We start from the raw sequence: 18,679 nt of genomic DNA on the forward strand, positions 1-18,679 counted from the left end.
AAAAACAAATGCGTCACTTTCAGACATTGCTTCCCTCGTTTCATCGTCGCGATGCGCCCAAGTCGCCGGCCGCAGTCGAAGGCTGTTTGCAATGGCTCGATTACGCTGACATTGCGAAAATCCCGCATCACCAGGAAATTGGCGCAGAGCAACTGCGCAATGCTGCCGCAATGTTCATCCTGTAGCGGACGAGATTCATCGGATTGATCATGCGAATATTGTTGGTCGAGGACGAACCGGAAATGGCCCAGGCGTTGCGCGCTGCGCTGCGCCGGCATGACATGGTGATCGACCTCGCCGCTTCGTTGCTCGAAGCCGGCGACCTTGTCGCTGCCAAAAGCCACGACGCCATACTAATTGACCGGCAGCTGCCGGATGGCGATGGGCTCACCCTGGTCAGAAGCCTGCGAGCTGCGAACAACATGACGCCGGTCCTGGTGCTGACGGCACGCGGCGAAACGGCCGACAAGGTGGACGGCCTGGATAAAGGCGCCGACGATTATCTGGCAAAGCCGTTCGATTTCGAGGAGCTGCTGGCGCGCCTGCGCGCGCTGATGCGCCGGCCGATATCCATGCGGCCGCAGATCATTCGCGCCGGCCATCTGGCTCTTGATCTCGGCCACCGAGAGGTCAGCATTCGTGACGCGCCGCTGATTTTGCCGCGTCGCGAGCTCCTTGTCCTGGAAGCCCTGATGCGGCGCACCGGACGCATGGTGCAGCGCGCCTCTTTAATGGAAGCCGTGTTCGGCATTGACGACGAGATACAGTCCAATGCGCTGGATACCCATGTCTCCCGCCTCAGGCGCAAACTGAGTGCAGCCGACAGCGGCGTGGCGATCGATGGCGTTCGTGGCGTCGGATATGTCCTGCGCGAGACCGCATGAAACCTCGCGCGCTGCATTCGCTGAAATGGCGGCTGACCATCCGCATTGCCCTTCTGCAAGGCGCGTTACTGACGCTGATCATCCTCCTCATCTTCTTTGCGCTGCTCCTTACCGGCCTGATCCCCCGCAAATATGAAGGCGGAACGATGGATGTGCTGGTCGAGGCAGTGGCCCGCGACCCGTCGGGTGCGCTGGTCCTGAATGAAACGGCCGATCTCGCTTCGCTGCGCACAAACGTGCCCGACTTGTGGTTCCTGATCCGCGATCGTGAAGGCGCCAGAATTCAGGAAGGCACGATACCAGCGGAGTTCAAGCCCTTCGCGCATCTGGTGGACCAGATAGGCGATGCCCGGCTCGATCATGCCAACAATGGCGATGCAGCGCCGCCGGCGGTGCGCGTTAGATGGGTCGACACCGACGCCGGCAAGGTGCAGATCATGACCGGGACCAAGGGCGAGCTTTCGCTGATGCGCCTGATGCTGCAGGCTCCTCTGTTCTTTCTGCAATTCATTCTTCCGGCAGCGGGACTGATGGCGCTCTGCACCTTTTTTGCTACTCCATGGGTCGTGCGCGGAGCGATGTCGGGATTGAGGTACGCCGCGGCCGAAGCAGAGCGCATCGACATCGATCGGCGTGGGATGCGGCTCCCGCTTGCAGGCGTGCCGATCGAGGTCGTGCCGCTGGTCGAGGCGGTAAACGAAGCGCTCGAACGGCTGGATAGAGGTTACGAACGCCACAAGCGCTTCCTCGCCGACGCCGCGCACGAATTGCGTACGCCTATCGCCATACTCAACACGCGGCTCGCCTCGCTGCCGGTCTCGCCGGAGCGGGCGCGGCTGCTGCAGGACGCAGCACGTCTGTCGACATTGACCAACCAGTTGCTCGACCTCGAGCGGGTGGTCCGGCAGCCCATGTCTTTCGATCGGCTCGATCTGGTGGCGGTCAGCGAAAGCGTGGTCTTAGACCTGGCGGCGATGGCGTTCGAAGCGGGCTACGAGATGACGTTCGAAGCTCTCGTCAGGCCGATTATGGTCGCAGGCGACGCTATCGCGATACAACGCGCCATAACCAATCTCGTCCAGAACGCCATCGAGCATGGCGGTAATGCCGGAACGATCGAGATCGCCGTCTCACCCGACAGAGTGATTTCCGTCTCGGATCAGGGGAGGGGAATTCCGGAAGACGAAAGCGAAAAGATCTTCGAGCCGTTCTATCGGCTGCGGGGGCGCGGCGAGGGCGCCGGACTCGGCCTTAACCTCGTTGCCGAGATCATGAGACTGCATCAGGGGGAAATCGGCGTGACCAATGTACCGCCACATGGCGCCCGCTTCACTCTGACCTTTCCGGTCGACCGCTAGGGCGACTGGCAAACCGCTGAGGGGTACCTATCTCGGCTGTGCGTCGTAAACAAATGTTACCGATTGTATTTTTCAGTAACACGACAAACGGCATGAACTTGGTGATTTCAAGAACATGTATACTGGTAGGGTGCGAACTCTCCTCGATCTATGAGACTTGGCCGCGATGCGCCGGAGTGTTAGAAAAGCGCGTGGTGGTGTTTTGATCAGGCCAAAATGGACGTCGATAGGATTACGCGCCGAGGGTTGCTGCTCGGCAGCCTGGCATTGGTCGCAGGATGCATTCCGAGGGTAGAGCAGGTGGTGGCACCTGTTTCGCCCGGCTTCGCGATTGATCCCCGCTACAGGCGACAGTCCGTCGCATATCCAACGAGCGAGAAACCTGGATCGATCGTCGTCGATACGTCGGAACGGTTCCTTTACTTCGTTGAAGGGGACGGCCGAGCGACGCGCTACGGCGTCGGCGTCGGGGAGGAGGGATTGACCCTCAAGGGGCGAGCGACCGTCGGCCGGAAGGCGGAGTGGCCATCCTGGACACCTACTGCAGCCATGATGAAGCGCAAGCCGCGCCTGCTGCAGTATGCCGGCGGTGTCCCCGGCGGGCCGGACAACCCGCTTGGCGCACGCGCCCTCTATCTCTACCGTGGCACGTGGGACACAAAGTTCCGGGTGCACGGTACGAATGAGCCGTGGACAATCGGCCATGCCGTGTCAAACGGGTGCATCCGCATGTTCAATGAGGACGTTATTGAACTTTACGACCGGGCACCTTTGGGGACTCCGGTCCTGGTCACCTGACCGTTTCATTGCATGATCGACTGGTTCCTGCCGTGAACGGCTGGGGTGTACCGTTCTGAGACACCTGGCGCTTCTGTTACAATTCGAAGCCGACTGTGTTTTTCTTGCACTATTCATGAGCGTCGTTCGCCGCTAGTCTCGCTGCGTTGCTCCATTAATCTATCCCGCCCCAGGAGAGGATTGCATTCATGAGCAGACTTGTACCCGCAATAGTTGTAGCACTCGTTGTGGCCAGCGTCAGCGGCTGCACCACCGATTGGATCGGTAAAGGCAAGGGCAAGGCTCCGCCTCCGGCAGCCGCACCTGTAGCGACCGCGCCAGTCTATAAATAAGGCCTGATCCTTTTTGGTTCGGCATATGGAGGGAGGACTATTGTCCTTCCTCCATAAATTGGACGCAAATATACGCGATCCGGACTACTGCCCGGCTAGGGCAAGTTGTGCTCTAAGTTTTGCTCTTTGCAAGGCAGTGTGGGAATGACACTCGCGAGAGTCTGTCTATCTCTAATGGTCATGCTGGCGCCCGCGCTGTCGGCGTGCCAGACAAAAGACACCAGCGCTGCGCCGCGCTACGTTTCCGTCGCCGATGGCAACGGCAAGCTGTCCGCGCCGTCGGGCCAGAACAAAGACCACCAGTACTTCATCGAGTTCCGCTCCCGCTATGCGCTGAGCTACGGCCATTCCTACGTAGTCTTTGGTCGCGTGGGCGAGAAGGGAGAGATGTACAGCCCCGAAGTCGCTGGTCTTCATCCGGCTTCGATGAGCGCTGTCCCCTACGTTCTGGGCCATTTCGTTCCCGTGCCGGCAGAAACCGGCTGGAGCGACGGTGACCTCGAAGAACAGTACAGGTCGGCCAGCTGGCGCGTCCTTGTCGATGAAGCGCAATACAAGAAAACGGTTGCCTACATTCGCAAGCTGCAGGCCAGTTCCCCAGTCTGGGATGCCACGATCTACAACTGTAACGCCTTCACTGCGGATATTGCGCGCCACATGGGGTATAAGACACCCGCCATTTGGCTGCGGCCGCAGGAATTCATGACCAAGCTCCGAGAGTTGAACGCGGGTGCGAACGCAAGCATCGCTCCGGCTTCCGCTTCAACTATACGTTAGTGGAAAGCTTCGAAATCGGTGAATAGCAATGAGCTGGCACGGGCCACGTCTCTGTGTCGAGGTGATCCGGGGTCGCCTCGTTGATCCGAGGCCAGCATGACAACAGCTTCAGTGGGCGAGGGCATATGGGTGCTCGGCATCATCGCCTGGTACGTTATACGCTATCCGTTCGAGCGCCGCGCAAAACGCGTCCAGGTTGTAAGAGACAGCCGCTCGCAGTCCGATACCCTAGGGCTTGCTGCGGCTCTTCTTGGCATGGCGATCCTGCCTGCGCTCTATCTGGCAACCGGATTCCCGCGGTCGGCCGACTATTTGGCAAGGGCCTGGGCCATTGCTCTCGGAACTGTGATCTTCGCCTCCGGGCTTCTGCTTTTCCGTGTTTCCCACAAGCAACTCGGCAGAAACTGGTCGATCACGCTGCAGATCCGCCGGGAGCACAGACTTGTCAGCACCGGCCCATACGCTTTGATCCGGCACCCCATGTACACTTCGTTTCTGCTCATGGCCCTCGGACAGGCCTTTCTGCTTTCGAACTGGGTGGTGGGCTTGGCGGGCCTGCTCGGTTTTGCGGTCCTTTTTCTCCTGCGCGTAGACAAGGAGGAGCATATGATGCTTGAAAACTTCGGGCCGGAATACCGCCCTTACATGAAGAGGACGAAGAGGATCATCCCTTACCTCTATTAGAGAGCGAACGATGCGAGGCCGAGCTCTCAAGCTCTCAGCGCCCAGACGCCTGGTCGGTGATCTGATGAGGTTCTCGATCGGGATTCCGAGAGTCACGGTGCAGCGCCAGATGAATCTTAGCCCGCTCTTGCAGGCAAGAGCAGCGCTGCAGCGCAGGCCGTCCTGGACCGCGCTCTTCCTGAGAGGGTATGCGCTCCTTGCCAGCGAGACGCCGGAGCTCAGGCGCGCCTATGTGAAACTGCCTTGGCCGCAGCTCTACGAATACCCGGTCAGCGTGGCCTCGGTCGCCCATGAGCGCGAGTATGAAGGCGAGCAGGCCGTCCTGTTGAGCCGCATCAAAGGCCCCGAACACTGCTCGATCGCAGTGCTCGATTCATGGGTCCGCAACGCACGATCGCGTCCAGTCCTGCAGATCAAGGATTTCAGGCGCGCCTTGGCGATGGCCCGCGTGCCCGCGCCGCTTAGATGGTTGTTGATGTGGCTCGGTCTCAATCTCGGCCGGCAAAGGCCGAATTATTTCGGGACGTTCCAGCTGTCTGTTTATTCGGGTCTGGGAGCGGAATCCTTCAATCCGCTCACGCCTTTGACGACGCTTCTCAACTACGGTCTGATCGGCCGGGACGGATTGGTGAATGTTCGCATCCTCTATGATCACAGGGTCATGGACGGCGCGACTGTGGCGCGGGCGCTGGAGAGGTTCGAAAAGATACTCAACGGCCCCATTACCGACGAAGTGAAACGGTTGGCTGAAGTCACTGCCGTTTCCATGGTCCAGGGAGGAACCTAGCCGGTGAGAGTTCGCGAGGAAGTATTTTCACGGTGCGCGTCAGGAGCAGCCCAGCTGTGTGACTTGACCGGTGAAGATCGGTCGAGGACGGCGTCAGCGTCAGCCTCATGACCGAACAAAGCAAACTCCAGCCGGCGGTCGTCGTCATCGGCGCGTCGGGTGGAATTGGGAGGGCGATTGCCGGTGTCGCTGCGCGAGAGCGTGGCGCAGTCGTGGTCGTCGCGCGTTCGCCCGAGGGGCTGGAAGCAGCTGCGGCCGACGTGCAGAAGGCGGGTGGCAAGCCATACATACTCCAGCTGGACTTGCTGGCTGGCGACGCGCCAGGGCGTATCGAAGGATTTCTGTCGGCAAACGGCCTGGTCTGCGATGTCCTGGTCAACAGTGCAGGGTATGGACTGCGGGGCGCGGCGACGGCGCTTTCCCTCGAGGATCAGCTTGGCATTATCGATCTCAACATCCGCGCCCTTGCCGAACTGACCCTCCACTTTCTGCCGGCTATGGTGGCGCGCAGGCGGGGCGGGGTGATCAATCTCAGTTCCGTCGCCGGTTCGACGCCGGGGCCCTACATGGCGCTCTACTACGCCAGCAAAGGCTTTGTGCGCTCCTTCTCCGAGGCGCTTCATCAGGAGCTGCGCAACACAGGGGTAACGGTCACCTGCGTTGCGCCGGGACCGGTGAAGACCGAGTTTTATGGCAGGGCCGGTGCTCGATCGATACCGATGTTCAGAATCTGGCCAAAGCTCGATCCACGCCAGGTGGCCGAACGGGCGTGGCAAGGATTCAAATCCGGACGCCGTCTGGTCGTTCCAGGCATTTCGGCCAAGCTTGCGGTGCTCGCTGCACGGTTCCTGCCGCCTGCTCTGGTGCTGCCGCTGATCGGCCGCCTGCAACTCAGCGGCAATGATCCATGCCCCTGCGGATCGGGCAAGAAGTTCAAGAAATGCCATGGTGCCCGGCGTCTTCAGTTGCGACGCCGGCCTTCGGAGGGTGGTCATTTGAGCGAACAGGAACATCGCTGATCTTTATGGGGACGCTTCTTGCGGCCCGGCGTTTCGACGGAGAGGGATGAATGGGCCGCTTTCAGGGCCTCACGGTTCTCATTACCGGCGCTGCAGGCGGGTTCGGCCGCCGGGCGGCCGAAAGATTCGCGACCGAGGGGGCGCGGCTCGTGCTTTCGGACATCGATAGTAGCCCGCTGGAGGAAATGGCGGCGTCGCTTGATGCTGAAAGTGCAACGCTTGCAGGCAATATAGCCGATGAGCAGTTGTCCGAATCTCTCGTTAAGCTTGCCGTCGAACGCTTCGGAAGGCTCGACATTGCTCTCAACAACGCAGGGGTGGCCCAAAGCTTCGTCAAGCTTCCGCACGTTCCCTCCGATGAGGCGCGCCGCGTCATCGAAATCGACCTTCTCGGTGTCTTCTACGCCATGAAGCACCAGCTCCCGGTCATGGAAATGCAGAGCCGGACAGGTGGTCATGGCGGCGCAATTGTCAATGTCGCCTCCGTCACCGGACTTGCCGGCGCAGCTCGCCTGTCGGTCTATTCAGCCGCGAAGCATGGAGTCATCGGACTCACTCGGTCGGCGGCGGCCGAATACGCATCGAAAGGCATCCGCGTGAATGCCGTATGCCCATCCTATGCGAGAACGAGGATGTTTGGCGATCTGGTTCAGCTTGCGGGCGACCACCGGGCCGAAGCGATAGCAGTGCTGACGCGGGGCATTCCAATGCAACGGATTGCTGAGATCGACGAAGTCATCGAGGCAATTCTGTTTGCGGCAGATCCAAGGAACTCTTTCATGACAGGTACGACATTGACCGTCGACGGCGGCACGACCGCCATTTGATAGAATAGGAGCGATATGCTGTGGGACAACGAGGTGTCGAAGTTGCCGGATACGACAGCTTTGGCGTATGATTTGAGAATCGGACTTCCCCGGGGAACGCTTTTCACAAGGATCAGCATGGGGCGACTGGTGTCTGCATTGGCGGCAGGCGCGATGGCCGTCATTCTGTGCGGCTGTGAAACAGACGAACAGATGCGACCCGTCGCGATGTCTGCTTCGGCCGCCAGGGTCCCGACCTCGTCCCTGAGGGGAAACGGGCCGTCGATCAGCCGGTCTTACATGCCGGACTACTGCCGAGCCGAACTAGCTACGCGGAACGTGACACAGCCGGATCGTGTCCGCACAGCTTCGCCTGTGCGGGAGGCTGATGGCAGCACCACCATAGACGGGACGATAGACAAGGGGGCGGAGGGGGATGTCGAGGGAGGCGCTGCTTTCAGATGCCGCTTCGATGCCAACGGCGCTTTCGTTGACGCCATACCAATTTAGCCAACACCGCTTGACTTGATGCCGGCGGTCTTCGTGTTCGGAGGGTTAGGTCATCAGCAGTACCAAGATCCTTGTGGCACTGATCGCCGCGGCCCTGGCGCTTTCACCCGCCATCGCCCATGCGGCCGAAGTCGGTTTCCTGAACACCCTCGGCGGCGATTGGGGCGGCGACGGCTCGGTCAGGATCCGAACGACAATGCCCTCCATGCCGGTCAAATGCAGGTTCTCTTCGACGGCAACCGAAAGTTCTATGTCTCTGGCTGGACAATGCACCAGCCTGGCAATTTTCTCACGGCCGCTCAGCGCGACGGTTAAGACGAACGGAAAACTGTACACCGGGACCTATCTCGGATCGAAAACCGGGCCGGCCACACTGCGGGGCACACGATCCGGAAACGCGTTGAATCTTGAAATCCGCTGGGCCAGGAACGTCAACGGCGATCGGTCGGCACAATTGCGGATCGAAAAAATCGGGGGCGACAGAATGCGCCTGACGACGATCGACACAAATCCACAGACGGGCAAGATCGTTATTACGAGCCAGATCGATCTGCGCCGCCTGTAAGCGCCGGATGGGGCACTATCAGGGAGGAGGAATTCGGCATGTCGGAACTCGCCAAGGAAAGGGAAGAAGATCTAACCGCCAGGCTGACAAGGCACGCCGTAGCGAGCATCGAGGCGTGTAGTCACTTCTCGAAGCCCTTTCCGCATATATTCTTTCGCGATTTCTTTCCGCCCGACTTCTATGCGGAGATGATCAACAGTTGGCCAGCCAACGGCTATGATCCGATAAAAGGCGACGGAACCCGCATGGCGCTCCGGCTCTACGGGGACAATGTCGACAAGATCGAGATCGGTCTACGCGACCTCTGGAAAGCCGTTTCGAAGACCCTGACGTCGTCAGAGGTGGAGCAAGCGATCCGCCTGAAGCTGAATGACGGCCTGGAAATACGTGCGCGTGGCGACAGGGTAAGGGGACCCGACGCGCTGAAGCTGGTGGCCCAGCCGGTCCTTTACCGCGACAGCGACGGCTATGAAATCAAACCCCATCCCGATGCCCGTAAGAAAGTCGTGACGATGCAACTCTATTGTCCGACGGACAGCTCGCAGCAGGATCTGGGCACCACGCTCTATCAGGCCTCGCTGAATGGATTACGCCACCCGCGCTCCTATTTCCTGGAGCCAGTCAAGACCCTGCCGTTCTTGCCGAATGTCGGCTACGCCTTCGTCGTGCTGAAGGCCTATCACTCGCCTTTCGGGATGAGTTGGCACGGTCGGCCGAAGATCAGTGCGCCCATGGACAAGCCGCGCCTGTCGATCCTCAATACGTTCTACATCGATGAGAAGGTCGGCTTCTGAGCCTTTGAAAGGCGGCGTGGCGATCCAAGTCGAACCGACCCCGCTCTATTGGACGGAACCGACCAGCGCTGCGCCGCCGTCGAGGATTGCTACCCAATGGCCGGTGTGGTCGGCTGCCTGCCGCTTGAGGTATTGGTAGCCCGTCTCGGTCCAAAACCTCACCCGGTCCGAGAGGTTGTCGAGGATGAAGTCGCCCTTGTCGGTCCGCACCGTGAGCACCGCATGCCCTTCGCCATCCGGCTTGCGCACGACCGTGATCAGCAGGTTGGAGACCGGCAAGCCGCTTTTGATGAGCAACCGGCGCTTTTCCAGCGCAAAGTCCTCGCAGTCGCCGACCCCTTTATCCGGGTAAGCCCAAACCTCCTCCCGGCCATATATTTCTTGATCGGTCATTGGCTTGATGCGTTTGTTGACGGCGAGATTGACGCTCGTGATCCGGCGCCAGAGTTTAGCGGTCATGTGTTCCGGCGCCTTGTTCCGCGAGCGGATCGAGCATTCCCTCGGGTAGACCTTACAGAAGTCGTAGTGGCCGAGAGGCTGGGCGGTGAGGGCGCCGGTGATCATGTTGCGATCTGCCGCCTCTGCAGGACGGACAGCCTGACTGCAAAGAGCAAGGCCCAGCACCACCATTGCGCCGCCCAACCGGGCGCGCCAAGAACCAGCTTGTGAAAAGGACATCCCGCCCCCGTACACCCTATTAATTTTTCTTTAACGAAGGCTTAAACGGCAATCAGCCGCCTGGGTCAATTCACATTACGGAATCGTGAAGCTGCGTTTGGGCTATCGCGGGACCTCTTGAAGCCAGTTGGCCGGCACCAGGTGCAGCTCGATTTTTCAGTTCAGATGAAAGCCGTCGAGCGCCCCAGGCTGCTCACCCCAGTACTGTGACCGGCAACCTCCACTCACGCTTCCTTGACGACATTCACAATGGCCTGCCGCTCGAGCGCGTCGGCGTCGGCAAGCTCTCCGACGAGGGACACCTCCACCGGCTCGCCACGTCCGCGCAGGCGATGCTTGCCGGATGCCGTGAGCTGAAAACAATCATCCAGCCGCGCCGCCGTCTCGCCTGAAATCATGATCGCGACTTCGGCGTCCGGCGCCAGAAGCTTGCCGAGTTCCTGCAGCCTTTGGCTGACGTTCACGGTATCGCCGACGATCGTGTAGTTGACGCGGTCGGAGGCTCCGATGTCGCCGACGATCACCTTGCCCGTGTGGATGCCCACGCGGATCCGAAGCGGCGGCAAGCCCATCTCGGCGGCGCTCTTGTTGTCCATCTCGATTGCCGCGCGGATGGCGACTGCGGCGCGTACGGCTGCCGTGGCGTGGCCTTTCAATCGATCGGGCGCGCCGAAGAAGGCCATGACCCCGTCGCCGAGAAACTTGTCGACGGTGCCGCCCTCCTTGTCGATCGCAGCGCAAAGCAGGGCAAAATGGTGGTTCAGCAACTCGGCGCCGACGCTTGCCGGCAATTGTTCGGAGAGGCTCGTGAATCCGTTTATGTCCGTGAACATGACCGTCAGTGTCGCCTCGCGCGGCTTCGTCGCGTCGGCTTCGCCGGTGCGAATGAGCTTGGCGACGAGCGAGCGCGGCACATAGGCCGAGAAGGCCCTCAAGCCGGTCAGCATCGCATTGAAGGCCGACGCCTGATTGTCGAATTCGAGCACGCGGCTGTGGGGAAGCGGCTTGACACCGTCGAGATCGAAGTCGGCGACCAGATGGGCCTGGGCGGCGATCGCCTTTACCGGACGGGAAAGGCGTTTGCCCAGAATGACTGCCACCACAAGGGCGATCGCGAGCAATGCCAGGCCGATCGCTGCCGACAGCCATGTGCGCATGATTTCCTGGCTGACTTCCCATTTCGGAAAATAGGCGCCGATCGTCCAGGGCCGAACGCCATAGCCGGTGAGCTGTTTGGTGATGACGATGTAGCCATGCGCGCCCTCGTGCACGGCGCCGGCGTCGGGTCCGTCAGCAGTGTCGATCTCGGCGATCTGCACGCCTTCTGCGCCAAGTTTCGCGAACTCGCTGATTGGCCGCCGCTGCGTGAAATGCGCCAGCACCGGATCGTCGAAACCGGCAAGCGGGATTGTCGCCTCGCCTTTCGAAAAATCGTGGGTGAGCAGCCGTTCGTGGGCGAGGACGCGGTCTCCGCCTTCGAGGATGAAGGCGGTCGTCTCGAAGCGCTGCGAAAGGTCCTGCGCGATCCGCGAAAGCGTCAGCAGCTCGATCGGCGCCACAATCCAGCCGCGTATCTCGCCCTGGCGGATGAGCGGTGCCGCTACATTGGCGTAGAGCCGCCCCTCATTCAGCACGAAGTCACCCCATTGGGTCCTTTGTGCCCCCGGCAGTTTATGCAGGCGCTGAAGAATGTCCGGGTTCGTTACGGGCTCCTTTTCGAGAACCTGGAAAGGCGCAACCTGATTGCCGCCTTGTGAGCTCTTGCGGACAACGCCCCGGCGGCTCTGCTCCCGATCTATGATCAGCATGCCCGACGCGTCCGGAACCGACGAAAGTGCCCCGGACAAGGCGGCTGTCATCGCGCCTGTGTCGTCGATCTCGAAGCCGCCGGCCCCGTAGAGCTTTGCAAGCCCGGTGACGGCGTCCTCCGCGCGTCCCATCTTCGCTCGCAGTGAGTCTTCCATCGCGCCGACGAGCAAGCTGGCGCGTCGTCCGACGAGATCGATGGTGTTGCGGTAGTTCGCCCCGACTGTCAGCGCGAGTACGCTGCCGACCGAGACGAGCACAAGCGCGCCGAAGCTCAGCGCCAGGATCGTCGCGACCGAAATTCGCCGCCGGTCGCGTTCGCGCGGCTGCAGCGACACGACGTTGTCCATCTCGTCAGTATGCACCTGATTCATGGACACAATGTTGGCGACGAGCCAGGAAAGTACAAGCCGGCGGGAGACTCCTCGCCGGAGGCTGCTGTCAGGCCTTTCGCTGTTTGACAGTCCGTGGCAGACATGCAGCCCGGAGGAACGCATGGGCCCGCTTGTCCTGCACAATTACTTCCGCAGCTCGACTTCGATCAGGGTGCGCGTCGCGCTCAACCTGAAGGGCCTCGACTATGCCTATGTCGCGCATCATCTCAGGCTCGGCGAACATCGCGGCGAAGCTTACCGTGCGGTGAACCGCCAGATGCTCGTACCCTCGCTCGAGATCGAGGGCGGGACGGTGCTGACGCAGTCGCTCGCGATCATCGAATATCTCGACGAGGTCTGTCCCGAGCCGCCGCTGCTGCCGGCCGAGGCGACAGCGCGGGCGCGGGTGAGGGCCATCTCGCAGGCGATTGCCTGTGAGATCCACCCCTTGAACAACCTGCGCGTGCTCAATGTGCTGCGCGCTCGCTTCGGCGCCGACGACGCGATGGTGGGCGACTGGTTCCGGCATTGGGTGGCGGAAACCTTCGTGCCCCTGGAGGAGATGCTGGCTGGCGATCCGGCGACCGGCACATTCTGCCACGGCAGCCGCCCGAGCATGGCCGATGCATGCCTTTTTGCACAAGTGATCAACAACCGTCGCTTCGACTTCGATATGATACCTTACCCGACCATCAGGCGTATCTTCGAAGTCTGTGCAGCCGAGCCCGCTTTCGCAAATGCTGCGCCCGAGAAGCAACCTGACGCAGAGTAGAAGAATTGGTTTATGTCGCGGCAGCGAGCCGAACCGAATTTAGCGTACTGATCAACAAGCATATTCCCCCGCGTCACCACTTAGCCGCGAATAACTGCTTAACAACGCTCGGTTTTGTGGCATTGTCGGGAAATGGAGGACGGCCGAAAGCGGCCGCCTACAGGGAGTGCATCGGCCAAATGCCGCGAATCCTCGGTGAAAAACCGGTTTTCTGCCCCTGCGTCACGCAGCCCGATGCTATAAGATCCGCTGTTTCGCCTTGCGGAGCAGAGGGTTTTTGCGTCCAAAGCTAGAGATAAAGAGGAGAACGCAAAATGAAGAAACTGCTGAGCGCCACTCTGCTGGCGTCAAGCCTGCTGATGGCGGGAGGAGCATTCACCGTCCCGGCCTTCGCCGAGGTCGTCTACAATCGCGGCAGTTCCGCGGAACCGGAGTCGGTCGACCCGCACAAGACCTCGACCGTCTACGAGGCGCATGTCCTGCGCGACTTGTTCGAAGGCCTCGTCATGCAGGACCAGAATGCCAATCTGATCCCCGGCGCCGCTGAAAGCTGGACCGTTTCCGACGATGGCAAGATCTACACGTTCAAGCTGCGCAAGGACGCCGTGTGGTCGGACGGCAGCCCGGTGACGGCCGAAGACTTTGCCTATTCTCTCCGGCGTCTCGAGGACCCGGCGACTGGCGCCGAATATGCTTCGATGCTTTACGTGATCAAGGGCGCCGAAGCCGTGAATACCGGCAAGGGCAAACCCGAAGATATGGGCGTCAAGGCGGTGGACGAGAAGACGCTGGAGGTCACCCTCAATGCGCCGACCCCGTACTTCCTCGAAATGCTGACGCACCAGTCGGCCTACCCGGTCAACAAGGCTTCCATCGATAAGCTTGGCGCGGACTGGATCAAGCCAGGCAATCTCGTCTCCAACGGCGCCTACACGCTCGCCGAATGGGTCCCGAACGATCATCTCAAGATGGTCAAGAACCCGAAGTTCCACGACGCCGCCAATGTAAAGATCGACGTCGTAAACTTTATTCCGACCGAGGACCGCTCCTCGGCGATGAAGCGCTTCGAGGCAGGCGAGTTCGACAGCTATGACGATCTGCCCACCGAGCAGCTCGCCGACCTCAAGGCCAAGTTCGGCGACAAGGTCCGCGTCGGGCCGTATCTCGGCACCTATTACTACGCCATCAAGACAGACAAGGAGCCGTGGTCGAACCCGAAGCTGCGTCGCGCCATCTCCATGGCGATCGACCGCGACTTCATCGCCGAGAAGGTCTGGCAGAATTCAATGCTTCCCGGCTATTCGATGGTGCCGCCCGGCATCCAGGGTTACACGCCGGCGGAGGCCGATTATGCCAACATGTCGCAGATTGACCGCGAGGACGAGGCCAGGAAGATCCTGGAGGAGCTCGGCTATACGCCCGAGCATCCGCTGAAGATGGAAATCCGCTACAACACGTCTGAGAACCACAAGAACACGGCGGTCGCCATTCAGGAACAGCTCAAGCCGCTCGGTGTCGAGGTGACGCTGCTCAACACAGACACCAAGACGCATTACGGCTTCCTAGAGCAGAAGGGCAATTACGACGTCGCTCGCGCCGCTTGGATTGCCGACTACAAGGATCCGGAAACCTTCCTCGGCATCACCCGCAAGGCCTCGGGCAACAACTATTCCAACTACAACAGCCCGAAATTCGAAGAACTGATGGACAAGGCGGCCGCCGATGGCGGCAAGCCGGAGGAGCGGATGAAGGATCTCGCCGCAGCCGAACGCGTGCTGGTCGACGACCTCGGAAACATTCCGCTGCTCTACTACAGCTTCCACAACATCGTCTCGCCCAAGCTGCATGGCTTTGACGACAATGTCATGGATGTCCATCCGTCGCGCTTCATGAGCAAGGACTAGGCTTCCTGCTCGCCCGCCGTCCTCTGAAGGACGGCGGGCGAGTGTGCTCATGAGGGCCCGGCCGACATGCTGACCTATGTGATAAAGCGGTTCTTCACCGCCATTCCGACGCTTTTCGTGATCGTTACGCTGGCGTTCTTCCTGATACGCGTCGCTCCTGGCGGCCCGTTCAACCAGGAGCGCGGCCTTGCGCCTGAGGTGAAGGCCAACCTGGAACGTGCCTATGGTCTCGATGACCCGCTCTGGCGGCAATATCTGCACTATCTCAGCAATCTGTTGCACGGCAATTTCGGCCCGAGCTATAATCTGCCGGACTTCACGGTCGGCGAGCTCTTCGCCAAGGGCCTGCCGGTCTCGGTACAGCTCGGCGCCTCGGCGCTGATCCTTGCGCTGTTCGTGGGTGGGGTGCTCGGCATCGTCGCCGCGCTCAATCAGAACAAGCTCGGCGACTATCTGGTGATAGCCACGGCCACGGCCGGCAGCACGATCCCGACCTTCGTGATTGCGCCTATCATCCAGCTTTTCTTCGGACTGACCTGGATGCTTCTGCCGATCGGCGGCTGGGGCGACGGTGCGCTGGTTAACAAGATCGGGCCCGTGTTGACGCTGTCTCTGCCGCAGATCGCGATCGTCGCGCGTCTCATGCGCGGCTCCATGATCGAATCGCTGCGCAGTCATCACATCCGCACAGCGCGCGCGCTCGGCCTATCCGACTGGTCGGTCGTCGTCCGGCACGCGCTGCGCGGGGCGATCCTACCGATCATCTCCTATGCGGGTCCGGCGGCGGCGGCGCTGCTCACCGGCTCGGTCATCGTTGAGACGATCTTCGCTATCCCGGGGGTGGGCCGTTACTTCGTCGATGCCGCGCTCAACCGCGACTACACGCTGGTGATGGGAACGGTCGTCGTCATCGCGATCTTCACGATCGTCTTCAACCTCATCGTCGACATCCTCTACGCCGTTGTCGATCCCCGTGTCCGTTATGATTGATGCGTTATGACTGACCTCACCGCCACCACCATGCTCGAGGAAGCGACGGTCGGTCGTTCGCTCTGGGGCGATGCCTGGGCCCGCCTCAAGGCCAACCGCGCGGCCATGGCGAGCATTTTTTATCTCGCTCTGATGGCAATCGTCTGCATCGTCGGGCCGTGGTTCGTGCCGCATCAGTTCACGACGATCTATTCCGATTACGTGCGCACGCCGCCTAGCCTCTCGCCCTATCCCCAGAAGGAGATGATCGAGACCGCACTCAACGAGGTGGTCAAGCGCATGCGTCTCGACCTCGCCGAATGGCATCAGGAGGAGAGCCGCGTCTATGTCACGCTCACGTCCTCGAAGAAGATCGACGATCGCAACCTGCGCTATCTCGAGCGATCCGACGCCTTCGACGACGCCAAGATAGAGGAGACGTCGCCGGACGGCATGCGCATGGTAATGAGTGCGTCCGTCAAGCAGCAATATTTCCTGTTTGGCACCGACAATATCGGGCGTGATCTCCTGTCGCGCACGCTGATGGCGGGCCGCGTTTCGCTGGCGATCGGGCTCCTGGCCGGCATCGTCGCCGTCGCGATCGGCGTCGCGTACGGCGCGACCGCGGGCTTCCTGGGGGGCAAGGTCGACGAGGTGATGATGCGCATCGTCGACATTCTATATTCACTGCCCTTCATCTTCTTCGTCATCATGCTGGTGGTCTTCTTCGGGCGCAATTTCGTCCTGATGTTCCTCGCCGTCGGTGCGGTCCAGTGGCTCGACATGGCCCGTATCGTGCGAGGGCAGGCGCTGTCGATCCGCCGGCAGGAATATGTCTCGGCGGCCGAAGCGCTGGGCGTCTCGCCGCGCGGCATCCTGCTCCGCCACATCATCCCGAACCTTCTCGGCCCGGTGGTCATCTACATGACGCTCTTGGTCCCGCAGGTAATCATCCTGGAGAGCTTCCTCTCTTTCCTTGGGCTCGGCGTCCAGGAGCCGATGACGAGCTGGGGTGTGCTGATCTCGGCCGGCGCCAAGAACATCGGCTCCGCCAACTGGCTGCTCTTCTTTCCCGCTGTCTTCCTTGTCTCGACGCTGTTCGCGCTGAATTTCATCGGCGACGGGCTGCGCGATGCGCTCGACCCGAAGGACCGTTAGATGGCCGGCGATCCTATTCTGACGGTAACAGAGCTTCGCGTCCGCTTTCGAACGCTGGACGGCATCGTCGATGCGGTGAAGGGGATCAGCCTTCACGTCGATGCCGGCGAGACGGTGGCGATCGTCGGCGAATCGGGCTCCGGCAAGAGCCAGACCATGATGGCAGCGATGCGGCTGCTTGCCTCCAATGGCGAGGCGGCCGGTCATGTCGATTATCGCGGCAAGAACCTGCTGACGCTCGGCAAGTCCGAGATGAACGGCATTCGGGGCCGCAAGATCAGCATGATCTTTCAGGAGCCGATGACCTCGCTCGACCCGCTCTACACGATCGGCAGCCAACTCGTCGAACCGATCCGCAAGCATCGCGGTCTGGGCGCCGCCGAAGCCCGGAAGGAGGCGGTGCGGCTCTTGGAGCTGGTGAAGATCCCGCATCCAGAGCGGCGCTTGAAATCCTACCCGCATGAGCTTTCGGGCGGGCAGCGCCAGCGCATCATGATCGCGATGGCGCTTGCCAACGACCCCGACATACTGATCGCCGACGAGCCGACCACTGCGCTCGATGTGACGATCCAGAAGCAGATCCTCGATCTCCTTTCCGAGCTGCAGGAGAGGCTCGGCATGGCGATCGTCTTCATCACCCACGATCTCGGCATCGTGCGGCGCTTCGCCGACCGCGTCTATGTCATGCAATCCGGACTTGTGGTGGAGGAGGGCGCTACCGAAAAGATATTCACGGCGGCGCAGCACCCCTATACGCGCATGCTGCTCGCGGCCGAGCCGACCGGCCGCAAGGCGCCGCCCTTACAGGGCGCGCCGGTCCTGCTCGACGGCCGCAACGTCGAGGTGATCTTCAATATCGGCGGCGGCATGTTCGGGGGGCAGCCGATAGTCATCCGCGCTGTCGACCGCGTCTGCTTGACGCTCCGCAAGGGCCAGACGATCGGCATCGTCGGCGAGTCGGGCTCGGGCAAGTCTACGCTCGGCCGCGCGCTGCTGAGGCTTCTGCCGAGCGAGGGCAGGATCAGGTTCGAGACGACAGACATTTCCGGCGCCGATCGCGCAAGGATGAAGCCGCTCAGGCGCGAATTGCAGGTTGTCTTCCAGGACCCGTTCGGCTCACTTTCGCCGCGCATGACGGTCGGCCAGATCGTCACCGAGGGACTGCTCGTGCACGAGCCGTCGCTCTCAGGCAAAGAGCGCGACCGACGTGCGGTCGAGGCGCTGAAGGAGGTCGGACTCGATCCGGCCATGCGCAACCGCTACCCGCACGAGTTCTCGGGTGGGCAGCGCCAGCGGATCGCCATTGCGCGGGCGATGATCCTGAAGCCGAAGGTCGTGGTGCTCGACGAGCCGACTTCGGCGCTCGACCGCTCCGTGCAGAAGCAGATCGTCGAGCTTCTGCGCTCGCTGCAGCGTTCGCACGATCTCTCATATCTCTTTATCAGCCACGATCTCGCGGTCGTGCGCGCGATGGCCGACTACATCATCGTCATGAAGTCGGGGCAGATCGTCGAGGAAGGTCCAACCGACGAGATCTTCGATCACCCGCGCGAGGAATACACCAAGGCGCTGATGGCTGCGGCGATCGACACCACGAAGTTCGGGCAGAGGAAGCTGCGGGCGGTTTAGTCAACTCGCCGGGCGCTGGCGCCGCCCCTCACCCTTACCCTCTCCCCGTCTTTTACGGGAGAGGGTGAGGGTGAG

The 18,679-nt window shown here is 61.1% G+C and carries 19 protein-coding genes; 17 read left to right on the forward strand and 2 right to left on the reverse strand.

From position 1 onward, the window contains the following. Window positions 1–8 precede the first annotated feature (8 nt). The 12 genes from SAZ10_RS27550 to SAZ10_RS27605 all read left to right on the forward strand — a co-directional run bounded on the left by SAZ10_RS27550 (window position 9) and on the right by SAZ10_RS27605 (window position 9,314). Window positions 9–185 carry a hypothetical protein gene (locus SAZ10_RS27550; RefSeq protein ID WP_318612636.1) on the forward strand — a complete coding sequence of 59 codons (177 nt, stop codon included), beginning with the start codon at window positions 9–11 and terminating at the stop codon, window positions 183–185. Window positions 186–209: 24 nt separating this feature from the next. Further along, on the forward strand, window positions 210–884 hold the full coding sequence (locus tag SAZ10_RS27555) for a response regulator transcription factor (RefSeq protein WP_318612637.1): 675 nt from the start codon (window positions 210–212) through the stop codon (window positions 882–884). Continuing rightward, window positions 881–2,242, forward strand: coding sequence for a HAMP domain-containing sensor histidine kinase (locus tag SAZ10_RS27560; protein WP_318612638.1), 1,362 nt, complete (start codon window positions 881–883; stop codon window positions 2,240–2,242). Before SAZ10_RS27555 ends, SAZ10_RS27560 begins: the two co-directional genes overlap by 4 nt. 216 nt (window positions 2,243–2,458) lie before the next feature. After that, window positions 2,459–3,040, forward strand: a complete 582-nt coding sequence (locus tag SAZ10_RS27565; RefSeq protein WP_318612639.1) for a L,D-transpeptidase — start codon at window positions 2,459–2,461, stop codon at window positions 3,038–3,040. A 188-nt stretch (window positions 3,041–3,228) separates the two neighbouring features. Beyond that, window positions 3,229–3,372 (forward strand): ABC transporter, encoded by a 144-nt coding sequence (locus SAZ10_RS27570; protein ID WP_318612640.1) that lies wholly within the window; start codon window positions 3,229–3,231, stop codon window positions 3,370–3,372. Window positions 3,373–3,516: 144 nt separating this feature from the next. Continuing rightward, complete coding sequence (locus SAZ10_RS27575) at window positions 3,517–4,149, forward strand: hypothetical protein (protein ID WP_318612641.1); 633 nt, start codon at window positions 3,517–3,519, stop codon at window positions 4,147–4,149. 96 nt (window positions 4,150–4,245) lie between these two features. Beyond that, window positions 4,246–4,833 (forward strand): protein-S-isoprenylcysteine O-methyltransferase, encoded by a 588-nt coding sequence (locus SAZ10_RS27580; protein WP_318612642.1) that lies wholly within the window; start codon window positions 4,246–4,248, stop codon window positions 4,831–4,833. Window positions 4,834–4,843: 10 nt separating this feature from the next. Then, on the forward strand, window positions 4,844–5,620 hold the full coding sequence (locus tag SAZ10_RS27585) for a hypothetical protein (RefSeq protein WP_318612643.1): 777 nt from the start codon (window positions 4,844–4,846) through the stop codon (window positions 5,618–5,620). A 107-nt stretch (window positions 5,621–5,727) separates the two neighbouring features. Then, complete coding sequence (locus SAZ10_RS27590; RefSeq protein WP_318612644.1) at window positions 5,728–6,639, forward strand: SDR family NAD(P)-dependent oxidoreductase; 912 nt, start codon at window positions 5,728–5,730, stop codon at window positions 6,637–6,639. 50 nt (window positions 6,640–6,689) lie between these two features. Next, window positions 6,690–7,466: an SDR family NAD(P)-dependent oxidoreductase gene (locus tag SAZ10_RS27595; RefSeq protein WP_318612645.1), complete on the forward strand. Its 777-nt coding sequence runs from the start codon at window positions 6,690–6,692 to the stop codon at window positions 7,464–7,466. A 562-nt stretch (window positions 7,467–8,028) separates the two neighbouring features. Beyond that, window positions 8,029–8,520, forward strand: a complete 492-nt coding sequence (locus SAZ10_RS27600) for a hypothetical protein (protein WP_318612646.1) — start codon at window positions 8,029–8,031, stop codon at window positions 8,518–8,520. A gap of 38 nt (window positions 8,521–8,558) precedes the next feature. Next, window positions 8,559–9,314, forward strand: a complete 756-nt coding sequence (locus SAZ10_RS27605; protein WP_318612647.1) for a hypothetical protein — start codon at window positions 8,559–8,561, stop codon at window positions 9,312–9,314. A 45-nt stretch (window positions 9,315–9,359) separates the two neighbouring features. On the opposite strand, the gene SAZ10_RS27610 is transcribed toward SAZ10_RS27605, so the two are convergent. Both SAZ10_RS27610 and SAZ10_RS27615 read right to left on the reverse strand, forming a co-directional pair. Next, window positions 9,360–9,878: a transglutaminase-like cysteine peptidase gene (locus SAZ10_RS27610; RefSeq protein WP_318612648.1), complete on the reverse strand. Its 519-nt coding sequence runs from the start codon at window positions 9,876–9,878 to the stop codon at window positions 9,360–9,362. A 338-nt stretch (window positions 9,879–10,216) separates the two neighbouring features. Then, window positions 10,217–12,172, reverse strand: coding sequence for an adenylate/guanylate cyclase domain-containing protein (locus tag SAZ10_RS27615; RefSeq protein ID WP_318612649.1), 1,956 nt, complete (start codon window positions 12,170–12,172; stop codon window positions 10,217–10,219). Window positions 12,173–12,293: 121 nt separating this feature from the next. Here SAZ10_RS27615 and maiA point away from each other — a divergent pair, with 121 nt between their 5' ends. The 5 genes from maiA (at window position 12,294) to SAZ10_RS27640 (ending at window position 18,604) form a co-directional block, all read left to right on the forward strand. Continuing rightward, the gene (gene maiA / locus SAZ10_RS27620; RefSeq protein ID WP_318612650.1) at window positions 12,294–12,944 is read left to right on the forward strand and encodes a maleylacetoacetate isomerase; all 651 of its coding nucleotides are present in this window, start codon (window positions 12,294–12,296) and stop codon (window positions 12,942–12,944) included. A 314-nt stretch (window positions 12,945–13,258) separates the two neighbouring features. Next, window positions 13,259–14,848, forward strand: a complete 1,590-nt coding sequence (locus SAZ10_RS27625) for a peptide ABC transporter substrate-binding protein (RefSeq protein ID WP_318612651.1) — start codon at window positions 13,259–13,261, stop codon at window positions 14,846–14,848. A gap of 66 nt (window positions 14,849–14,914) precedes the next feature. Beyond that, window positions 14,915–15,838, forward strand: coding sequence for an ABC transporter permease subunit (locus SAZ10_RS27630; RefSeq protein WP_318612652.1), 924 nt, complete (start codon window positions 14,915–14,917; stop codon window positions 15,836–15,838). A 6-nt stretch (window positions 15,839–15,844) separates the two neighbouring features. Beyond that, complete coding sequence (locus tag SAZ10_RS27635) at window positions 15,845–16,975, forward strand: ABC transporter permease (protein WP_318612653.1); 1,131 nt, start codon at window positions 15,845–15,847, stop codon at window positions 16,973–16,975. Continuing rightward, entirely contained in the window at window positions 16,976–18,604 is a 1,629-nt protein-coding gene (locus SAZ10_RS27640; RefSeq protein ID WP_318612654.1) for an ABC transporter ATP-binding protein, read from the forward strand. The last annotated feature ends 75 nt before the right edge of the window (window positions 18,605–18,679 follow it).

The sequence above is a fragment of the Mesorhizobium sp. BAC0120 genome, assembly GCF_033542235.1.
GTDB lineage: Bacteria > Pseudomonadota > Alphaproteobacteria > Rhizobiales > Rhizobiaceae > JAWRCU01.

Coding starts and splice junctions, on each gene's coding strand:
- SAZ10_RS27550 (WP_318612636.1), top strand. CDS start 9: ATGCGTCACTTTCAGACATTGCTTCCCTCGTTTCATCGTCGCGATGCG.
- SAZ10_RS27555 (WP_318612637.1), top strand. CDS start 210: ATGCGAATATTGTTGGTCGAGGACGAACCGGAAATGGCCCAGGCGTTG.
- SAZ10_RS27560 (WP_318612638.1), top strand. CDS start 881: ATGAAACCTCGCGCGCTGCATTCGCTGAAATGGCGGCTGACCATCCGC.
- SAZ10_RS27565 (WP_318612639.1), top strand. CDS start 2,459: ATGGACGTCGATAGGATTACGCGCCGAGGGTTGCTGCTCGGCAGCCTG.
- SAZ10_RS27570 (WP_318612640.1), top strand. CDS start 3,229: ATGAGCAGACTTGTACCCGCAATAGTTGTAGCACTCGTTGTGGCCAGC.
- SAZ10_RS27575 (WP_318612641.1), top strand. CDS start 3,517: ATGACACTCGCGAGAGTCTGTCTATCTCTAATGGTCATGCTGGCGCCC.
- SAZ10_RS27580 (WP_318612642.1), top strand. CDS start 4,246: ATGACAACAGCTTCAGTGGGCGAGGGCATATGGGTGCTCGGCATCATC.
- SAZ10_RS27585 (WP_318612643.1), top strand. CDS start 4,844: ATGCGAGGCCGAGCTCTCAAGCTCTCAGCGCCCAGACGCCTGGTCGGT.
- SAZ10_RS27590 (WP_318612644.1), top strand. CDS start 5,728: ATGACCGAACAAAGCAAACTCCAGCCGGCGGTCGTCGTCATCGGCGCG.
- SAZ10_RS27595 (WP_318612645.1), top strand. CDS start 6,690: ATGGGCCGCTTTCAGGGCCTCACGGTTCTCATTACCGGCGCTGCAGGC.
- SAZ10_RS27605 (WP_318612647.1), top strand. CDS start 8,559: ATGTCGGAACTCGCCAAGGAAAGGGAAGAAGATCTAACCGCCAGGCTG.
- SAZ10_RS27610 (WP_318612648.1), bottom strand. CDS start 9,878: ATGATCACCGGCGCCCTCACCGCCCAGCCTCTCGGCCACTACGACTTC.
- SAZ10_RS27615 (WP_318612649.1), bottom strand. CDS start 12,172: ATGAATCAGGTGCATACTGACGAGATGGACAACGTCGTGTCGCTGCAG.
- maiA (WP_318612650.1), top strand. CDS start 12,294: ATGGGCCCGCTTGTCCTGCACAATTACTTCCGCAGCTCGACTTCGATC.
- SAZ10_RS27625 (WP_318612651.1), top strand. CDS start 13,259: ATGAAGAAACTGCTGAGCGCCACTCTGCTGGCGTCAAGCCTGCTGATG.
- SAZ10_RS27630 (WP_318612652.1), top strand. CDS start 14,915: ATGCTGACCTATGTGATAAAGCGGTTCTTCACCGCCATTCCGACGCTT.
- SAZ10_RS27635 (WP_318612653.1), top strand. CDS start 15,845: ATGACTGACCTCACCGCCACCACCATGCTCGAGGAAGCGACGGTCGGT.
- SAZ10_RS27640 (WP_318612654.1), top strand. CDS start 16,976: ATGGCCGGCGATCCTATTCTGACGGTAACAGAGCTTCGCGTCCGCTTT.